At 66.3% G+C, this 8,200-nt stretch carries 7 protein-coding genes and 1 pseudogene; 4 read left to right on the top strand and 4 right to left on the bottom strand.

All coding sequences use genetic code 11. The features are described 5' to 3' along the window. Positions 1 to 1,521: 1,521 nt before the first annotated feature. The gene (locus tag ACZ7NC_RS43595) at positions 1,522 to 1,827 is read right to left on the bottom strand and encodes a hypothetical protein (protein WP_471497575.1); all 306 of its coding nucleotides are present in this window, start codon (positions 1,825 to 1,827) and stop codon (positions 1,522 to 1,524) included. Positions 1,828 to 1,832: 5 nt separating this feature from the next. Next, positions 1,833 to 2,111, bottom strand: a complete 279-nt coding sequence (locus tag ACZ7NC_RS43590) for a hypothetical protein (RefSeq protein ID WP_471497573.1) — start codon at positions 2,109 to 2,111, stop codon at positions 1,833 to 1,835. A gap of 165 nt (positions 2,112 to 2,276) precedes the next feature. Here ACZ7NC_RS43590 and ACZ7NC_RS43585 point away from each other — a divergent pair, with 165 nt between their 5' ends. Beyond that, on the top strand, positions 2,277 to 2,777 hold the full coding sequence (locus tag ACZ7NC_RS43585; protein WP_471497571.1) for a LamG-like jellyroll fold domain-containing protein: 501 nt from the start codon (positions 2,277 to 2,279) through the stop codon (positions 2,775 to 2,777). Between the two features lie 819 nt (positions 2,778 to 3,596). On the opposite strand, the gene ACZ7NC_RS43580 is transcribed toward ACZ7NC_RS43585, so the two are convergent. Continuing rightward, complete coding sequence (locus ACZ7NC_RS43580) at positions 3,597 to 3,932, bottom strand: hypothetical protein (RefSeq protein WP_471497570.1); 336 nt, start codon at positions 3,930 to 3,932, stop codon at positions 3,597 to 3,599. Between the two features lie 934 nt (positions 3,933 to 4,866). Between ACZ7NC_RS43580 and ACZ7NC_RS43575 the strand changes: the two are divergent. The 3 genes and pseudogenes from ACZ7NC_RS43575 to ACZ7NC_RS43565 form a co-directional block, all read left to right on the top strand. Further along, a pseudogene (locus ACZ7NC_RS43575) lies at positions 4,867 to 5,651 on the top strand (IS5 family transposase); the annotation flags it as partial. Positions 5,652 to 6,453: 802 nt separating this feature from the next. After that, complete coding sequence (locus tag ACZ7NC_RS43570; RefSeq protein ID WP_471497568.1) at positions 6,454 to 6,765, top strand: hypothetical protein; 312 nt, start codon at positions 6,454 to 6,456, stop codon at positions 6,763 to 6,765. A 361-nt stretch (positions 6,766 to 7,126) separates the two neighbouring features. Further along, positions 7,127 to 7,327 carry a DUF4236 domain-containing protein gene (locus ACZ7NC_RS43565; protein WP_471497567.1) on the top strand — a complete coding sequence of 67 codons (201 nt, stop codon included), beginning with the start codon at positions 7,127 to 7,129 and terminating at the stop codon, positions 7,325 to 7,327. A 640-nt stretch (positions 7,328 to 7,967) separates the two neighbouring features. On the opposite strand, the gene ACZ7NC_RS43560 is transcribed toward ACZ7NC_RS43565, so the two are convergent. Continuing rightward, a partial coding sequence (locus ACZ7NC_RS43560; protein ID WP_471497565.1) for a hypothetical protein occupies positions 7,968 to 8,200 on the bottom strand: 233 nt, incomplete at its 5' end.

The raw sequence follows: 8,200 nt of genomic DNA, 5'->3' as shown, positions 1-8,200 counted from the left end.
ACGAACCCGACCCCAACTCCAGCAACAACGACGCCTGCGACCCCACCGAAATCGACGTCCCCCTCATCGACCCCACCACCGGCACCACCACCGCACTCCTGACCCTCGCCGGCACCCTCTACCACCACCGCCGACGCAACACCACAGGAGCCGCCATTTAGCAAAAACCCACACCAACTCGCTCCCATAACCGAGGGGCCCTCCCCAGCCCGACATCCGCAGGGGAGGGCCCCTCGTTGTAGCCCCCGAACTGCCTCACCATTCCGAAACGGGCATTGCCTGGGGCCATATGTCCCGCCAGAAGAGCGGCATGTATCCGGTCAACGCAACGGCCTGACTGACCCACCCGCCGGTCAGCCAGGCCGTTGGGCTGGAGTGAACCACTCGGGGATCGGTGGAGGCTTGAAGGGCTGACTGCAGCCGTGTGTTGGGGCTGGTGTTGAGCGTAGTAGTTGATCTCGTGCTCGCGGGGCGGGATGTCTCCGATTGCGGTGGGCAGGAGTTGGTTGGTGAACCAGTCAGCCGTTTCCGCAGTCCCGAGTGCGACGTCCGTGAGGCCGTACCAGGGCCTTCGGGGCTTGATCAGCTCCGCTTTGAAAGAGGCCGGCCGGGACCGAGTGAGCGGGTTGTCCAGGGCGTCGCCGCCGGTGCCGATCGGGCGTCGATGCCGGCTTCGAGGAGGTGCGCGGTGCAACACGGACGACCGGGTGCTGACTGACCGCATCACAATGATGAACCAGCCCCGGCCCAGCGCGAGTTGCGGCCCGGCACCGCCACCTCTGCCGGGGCGTCGAGGACGAGATTGGACTGCCGGGCGATCGTCGGCCGGTCGCCGCCATCAGCAAACGGGCGTAGACAATCCCGGACCAGGTGGCGGCGAAGGTGAAGTCGGCCAGCAACCGCTCGTTCACACGAGATACGGTGAAGTCGCGCCTGGGCAGGTTCGCGGCCCGCTCCTGGGCCGTCTTCGCGCAAGGTGGTGCGGAACTTCCTCCCGCGCAGGGCGCCCTCAAGGCCAAGGCCGCGCACCAGCCGGGCGAGGGGGCAGCGGACCGCTTGCCGGTTTGCCTTCACTGTGCAGCTGCCGCCAGGTCCTCCGGACTGCCGGACTGCGCAGATCAGGCCTCCTCCGTGTGAACACAGCTGATCTGCGTCTTCAGCGGCGCGTCCCGCACTCACCAGGGCTGGGCCTACGGTTCCCGGCGTAGCAGGTGCTCATCGCGATCTTCAGTCCGTGGCCGGCGAGAACCCGGCAGATCGGCCCGGCTCCGAACACCTCACGGCGCGCATCGATGAACGCTGCGAGCGTCTCGACGACCGGTCGGGCTCGGCCGCGATCAAAGCCGACGCCACCTTCAAGATCTCGTTCATCTGCCGCAGCCCAGCGTCCCGGCCCGCCCCCGCTCGACCTCCGCGCTCTCCTCGGAACCACTCCAGGCGCCGACTCGTCCTCTCAGGGAACAGAGCCCCCGAACACACCCGGACGGTTCCGATCCGCCCAAAGGCCTTTCCATGCCCGGCTCACGGATCATGGACATCCCTCAAGTCGATCTCGCACGCGAGATCAGGGAACCCCTCGTCGAGCCGCTTCCTCACCGCGTCACGGACATCTCCAGCTAGCGACACGTGTAACTCGGTGGTGGCGTCAGGGTCGTCCGAACGACTAACGGAAACCTGGAAGAGGTACGGATCCACATTCCTCAGCGCTTCGAGAAGCTCGGCGTGGATGTCGTTCGGCACCGTTGCCGAAACTTGTGTACGGGCAGTCATAGCCATCTCCCTTGCGGTAGCCCTTTCCAGCATCACCCTGCGCTGCAGCTCACGCATGCGGGCTACGCCTCCGGGCTTGGATGCCCGACGGCCTTGGTCAGGGCCGTCTCAACCTCGTTCTGTGTCTTCCCCGCGGCCTTCGCGTACTGCGTCACCGCTGCCTGCACATCGCGGGCGAGGTCCCGCCAGGCCCACAACGCAGTCTCATAGGCGCGGGTCTGGACCGAAGTCCACTTGGTATGGGCGGTCGGCCCGTACCGGCCCCGCAGCTCCTGGACCCTGTTGTATGCCTGGTCCGCCGCGCGCTGCATCGCAACGAGTTCGTCAAAGGTGTCTGCCACGTGCCCGCATCCTGGAGCAGAAGGCTGCTCCGGCCGATGCGCCACGCCGCCCCCGTGGCTGCCAGGCCGACGCGAGGGCTTCCTTTCACCCGCGGAAGGTCACAATCTGAGCACATGCCCTACATGCTGTCGTCACGGCGCCCGTGACACAGTCCACACGTGTAGATGGCCACGGCCATCGCAGCGAATCGGTACGAGCAGCAGGTCGTCGCAGACGGAGCCGACCTTTACTGGCGGTTCGCGGAGAAGGCCGGGACTTTCGCAACCGACTCATCGGGCAAGAACAACGGCGGCCTGCATAAGGGCGGCCCTCGCCGCGGTGCGGCCCTCGGCGCCGTGCCCGGTTCCAACTCCGCGGTCGGCGACCTCGGTAACAACGAGTACACCTACAGCGACCGCCCCACCGCCACTCCCGCGGCGTACTCCATGGAGACGTGGCCGAAGACCACCTCGACAACTGGGGGCAAGCTCATCGGTCTGGACCGCCGCAACGCTTGGCCAGCTAGCCGCAACGATGACAAACACATATATATGGGCGCTGACGGTCGTGTGAACTTCGGAGTGTTCAACGGAGCACCCCAAGTCGTCAGCAGTGGCGCGGCCCTCAATGACGGCAGATGGCATCACGTCGTCGCCAATCAAGACCCTGGCGGGATGAAGCTCTAGTGGATGGGGCACTCCAGGCGAGCAACCCACAGGTGACCACCAGCGCTGATTGCAGCGGATACTGAGCCGTCGGCGGAAGTGAATCTCAAGGACTGACGCCCTGGCCAAACCGCTCGTCGACTCTGTTCTTCAGCGGCCAGATCGATGAGACCGCCGTCTATCCGAGCGTTTGTCCCCCGCTCAGGTGGTGCAGCATCACGCGCTCGGCATCCAGGCATCTTGATGAGGGGCGTACAAAGGACGTCCCACCTTGATGGCGGCTGAGTGTGACGGCATTGCGTCTCGGTCAGCAACTGATTCCGCACCTGGAAGACCGTCACCGGGATGGCAATGGCCGACCGAGCGGGAACCCCCGGGGGCTAGTCACGCCCTCGGCGCTCCCAACGCGTCAGACACACCAGCAACTTGACGACGCCCGCCGTCGCCCGCCCAACCAGTGGCGGCAGTGACCGTAGTGCAGTACCGGGATCGGCGTGGGCGGGCGATGCGACCCACCGCCGTCCTTACGAACCTGACGCCCCTGGACCAGGCCGCACAAGCCGCCCCAATCAGCACCGCCCACAAAGCCGCTACCCGCACCCCGCTGACAGACCTGGCCCGCGTGACCAACACACCCGACACCCGCGCTACTCGGCACCCAGCTTCACCTCACCATCGACGGCGCGTCGACCCTGTCGGCCAGCAGCACCGACCGCGCCTACGCCATCAAGCGCACGGAGTCAGTGCGCTGCGGGCAATTCGGCCGACCGCCGCGCCGGACTGGCTCAGCGGCTCAACACAAAAATTGGGCGCAGTGAAAACCACGGATCACGGATCCGGTTACATGGCGGCCAGGGCGAGCGCACGGTGGATGCGCAACGAGGCGAGCGCTTCCCGACGCTGCTTTCGGCGGGCAGCCACCAACCGCAGGTTCTGGTGTCGTTGTCCTTCCTTCACCGCCGAGTCGCCGGGATGCGCAATGCCCGCTTGTGGTAACCCTGCGGCTTCCAATCCTGCCGCGCGGATGTCGTCCGGCAGGGTTCGCCTGATCGGCATGTATGTCGCAGCGCACAGCGCCACGTCGGTGGAAGCGGAGACGACCGCGAGATCGGGACTCGGTACCGGTCCCGGCCTTGTAGTCGACTCATCGCCCTTCTTCGCGTGACGTTCCGACACTTGCCCCTCCTTGCGTGGGTGGAATAGGGATTTTGGCCAGTTGGCGTGCAGGGTCCTCCCGCACGACCCAGCGCTCATGGAGCGCGCCGCCTACAAGACAGCGGTGATGTGTGGGCCGCTGACCAGCCGTCGACGGCAGCCATACGTCGGCAGCGAACAGCGCGCTGCCGACACTCCTCCCGCGCAACAACGCCGCCACCCACCTCACACCGGCCTTACCCGCCCCAACTTCCGCGCCAGTGCCAAGGACTTACCGTCCACCGCCCCAACAAGCTGCACTTCTGCGCAAAGGCCCCCACGGCACCTTCAAAGTGATTGGACACAGCTCGGCGCCAACCGTTATGCCAAAGGCCAACCCCGCCTAAAACCCCCGCAATCAGGAGCAAAGTACTCGGAAAGCGGCTACCGCCGACGGTGCGAGGAGGCGGTAGCTGGGCAGAGGATGGGGAGTCGGCGACGTCGCCGACTCTCCCTCGGGCCTCGCGCCCCGCGGCTGGACAGTCACATCCACGGAACGGACAGCGCGCCTCATGGTGGGTCAGGTCGGGGTTCCCGCTGGCGTAGGACCACTTCAGTGGCCTTCGGGACAACTGAGCGCGACCCCAGCACGTTGTCCATGTCGATCAGGGGACACGCCGTCCGTCGTTGAGGTGTCGCATCGGGTTGACGTCCGGGATGGCCAGGGGTGGGGCGCCCGCCGGGCTCGTCGGCCGCTTTCAGGAGGCGACGCTACTCTTCCGGGTGACGTTCCCGAGGCTGTCGTCCGGGCGCAGGCGCGGGTTGTGAGCTACTGGAATTTCGCACAGCCAGCGCCCCATGGGCAAGACGGAGACGTCGATACCGGCTGCCGTACCCGAAAGGCGCTGGCCGTATGGAATAGGCGCCATTTCAGTTGGCGTGTTCTTGCGGCAGTCTGGGGCGATGACTGCTGCGCTTGTCGAGCGGATGGGCGCCGGAGGACCTGTGGGACCTGTTTCAGCGCGTGGTTCCGCCAGCGCCGGAACGGCCGCAAGGCGGGGGACGGCGCCGGCGAGGTATCGGCCGCGATCTTCTTCGTGGGCCACCTCGGGATGCACCTGGAACCAACTGCCTCCGGGCTTCGGACTGTCGGGAGTGACCGCCTTTCGTCGGTTCACGGAGTGGTCCGAGGCCAGGGTGTGGGCCAAGCTCCACCGCCTGGACCTGGACGAGCTCGGGTCCCGAGGAAAAGCTGGACTGGTCACGATGCGCAATCGACTCGGTCAGCGTCCGTGCCCTCAAAGGGGCCGCTGACGGGACCGAATCCGACCGACCGCGGCGAGAACGGATCGAAAATCCACCTCATGGTCGACCGTCGTGGTCTGCCCGCCCCTCTCGATCGGCATCTCCGCCGCCAACCTCCACGACTGTCAGGCCCTTGTCCCGCTGGTCCGCGGTATCCCGCCCATCCGCTCGCGTCGCGGCCGCCGACGTCGGCGGCCCGGCAAACTTCATGGCGACAAGGGCTACGACTACCAGCACATGCGGCGTTGGCTATCCTCCCGCGGCATCCAGCACCGCATCTCCCGCAGGGGCATCGAGACCTCCCAACGACTGGGTCGGTATCGCTGGGTCGTGGAAGGAACCGTGTCCTGGCTATCGGGTTGCCGACGACTCCACCGTCGCTACGAGCGCAAGCCGGAACACTTCCTGGCCTTCGCAGCCATCGCCGCCACCCTCATATGCCACCGCAGACTCCCCAACTTCAAATGGCCACTAAGGCCGATGCCGCCGGGATCGATCTCGACGAGGGTTGGAGACTTCACGCCTAGGCGCCAACTTCCAGCAAAGGCAGCCCAGTTACCCCCGGCCGAACGCAGTGGGAGCGTAGAGCGCGGGGACGGAGAGCAGATCGCCTCCGCTCGTTCGTCGGCACGAGCCCCCGCGGGACCAGCCCCACAGCTGCGCGCCCACAGCCACACCCCGACCTGTCGGCGATCGGCGCCGCCGGCACGGGGGTGGCCGAAGGCCGGCAGTGTGGGGCTGGTGAGATCGGTGGGAAGGGTGGCGTCGTGTGCGATGCCCCGCCTCAGTGGCCCGTGGCCAGTGCGGCGCCCAGTACCCGTCACCGAGCGATGCAGAGCAGAACTCCAGGGAGACCGGCCGGCTTGCCCCTTGTCCGAGTTGCGAGCTGGACGCGGCGCAGTGACATCTGCGGCACAGCTGCCACTCACGTGGCCGCCGCACTCCTGCCGCGGGCGGGGGCCGTACCGGTGAAGCGGAGAGCTGGACAGGTCAGGATGCGGGCTTCATGGTCCGGCGGGTCAGGTCAACAGGGCGGCGCGGTGGAAGCGGGTTACCTATGAGGAATGGGGAACGGCTAGGGCTGCAAACAACGCGGCAAAGAACCTTCACTGCGCGAACACGATCACGCAAGTTATCAACGCAATCTGGCCATCGGTGCTGTTTCCAGGCTTCCCGGCCCGTCCTGCAGCGCATTCATGGGTAGGCAGCTGTACGACGGAGCGCGACCAGCGCAAAAAGTGAAAGGCGGTAGCTCGCCATGCCATTAGAATTCTGGCGATATTACGAGGTTGACGTTCCGATCCACCACACCGCCGACCCGATGCTCAAAGGCCTGCATGTCCTCACCGGTCGGGCCAGGTCACGCCGCGAGGCTATGATCCGTGCCCACCAGGCCTACGAAGCGGCCCTCTCCGCCCGCCAGGCCGGCCTGAACACACCTGACCGTCAGATTGACGGCTGGGCAGCGCGCGGCGTGCGTGACGGCTGGGAGCCGGACTGGATGGCAGCGAAGGCTCGTCCGTGGATCGCCCCGCTCGGTTGGAGCAACGAGAGCGGCTACGAGCTGTAGATATCTCAGAGGGATGATGTATCTGGGTGTCTGGGCAGCCACCGGGAGATACGCCGCCGAGTGCAGCTAGATGGCATGGTGCGTAATGCGGCTGCCTGAACCGAGGGCCGACGACGTCACGTGCGTAGACGCCGCCGACAGCCCGCACCATCACCGCCCTCAGGCTTTCAGCCCTAAAGAATCCGCCACCATGTGCACCGGTCAGACAACAGCGGACCAGGACCACCTCAGCGACGTTCGATGACCAGCAGCCCGTACCGCCGCAAGCTGTCCGCCGCACCGAGGAGGAAGAATGATCACCGTCGCGGGTGGAAGCCCAAGCACCCCGCAGCTTCAACGAGCCTCGAGCAGGAGCCCCACTGTGTCCATCACCTTCCACAAAAGCTTCCGGGTCTTACCCGGCGTCCGTCTCAGCATCGACGGCAAACGCTGGTCCGTTACCGTCGGTCCGAAGAACGGGCCCAAGCGCACCTGGTCCAGCACTGGGCAGCGCACCACCTCCATTGACCTCCCGGGCCCGTTCGACTACCGCCGTACGGCCAGGCGCCGACGGGACCAGTGACGAACAACCAGCCTGCGGTGCTGGACTTCAGCCGCCACCGCCCGGCTCGTAGACCTGCAGGGCCTGCGAATCCGCCCGCAGCGGCAGCGCGTCGGCATGAGCAGGAACCCAGGGCGGGCGGCCTTGGGAACCTGGCGGAGCGGGTTGCGGGCGAATGGGCGCGGTATCTCTGCCTCCAAGCGCCGGACAGTACGGTGCCGATGGCGTTCAGCAGGCGGGGACTCGGCGAGTTTCTCGACGCGGCGGGTTAAGACACCGAGCAGGTAGGCGGTGGCGACCGCCGACTCGCCCATGTCCATCGCGAACTGCTGGGTACCCACCCCGCTGGCCGCTCCCCCCGCCCCGACGCTCTACGCACGGACGACCGGCTCCGACTGAAGGCCGCCCTTGCCCGGTCGGCTGCAGGCTTCCGGGGTTGGTATCTCGGGGGGAAAACCAGGAACGGCAAACGGTGATCCAAGCTCGTCCTGCCCGACGCGGGGCCCATTGAATCAATGGACGACGGGGCGGTCAGAACCTCAACAACCTTGCGTTCGACGTTCGATTGACAGGAAAGAGGCGACTGGTCCCTCCCCTGCGGTGTCCGCAAGGGAGGGACCAGTCTGTGCCTGTCAGCGAGAGGTGTTGGTGTGGGTTTTTGCTAAATGGCGGCTCCCGTGGTGTTGCGTCGGCGGTGGTGGTAGAGGGTGCCGGCGAGGGTCAGGAGTGCGGTGGTGGTGGTGCCGATGGTGGGGTCGATGAGGGGGACTTCGATTTCGGTCCAGTCACAGGCTTCGTCGTTGCTGGAGTTGGGGTCGGGTTCGTTGCCCATGACGTGGGCGCAGTTTTTGATGGTGGTGTCGATGGGGGGGTTGGGGGCGAGTCCGCGGATGG

This window comes from Streptomyces sp. NPDC111802, assembly GCF_055634335.1.
Note: the sequence above shows the minus strand (reverse complement) of the source record. Positions and strands in the feature narration are given on the sequence as shown.

Coding starts and splice junctions, on each gene's coding strand:
- ACZ7NC_RS43585 (WP_471497571.1), top strand. CDS start 2,277: ATGGCCACGGCCATCGCAGCGAATCGGTACGAGCAGCAGGTCGTCGCA.
- ACZ7NC_RS43595 (WP_471497575.1), bottom strand. CDS start 1,827: ATGCGTGAGCTGCAGCGCAGGGTGATGCTGGAAAGGGCTACCGCAAGG.
- ACZ7NC_RS43570 (WP_471497568.1), top strand. CDS start 6,454: ATGCCATTAGAATTCTGGCGATATTACGAGGTTGACGTTCCGATCCAC.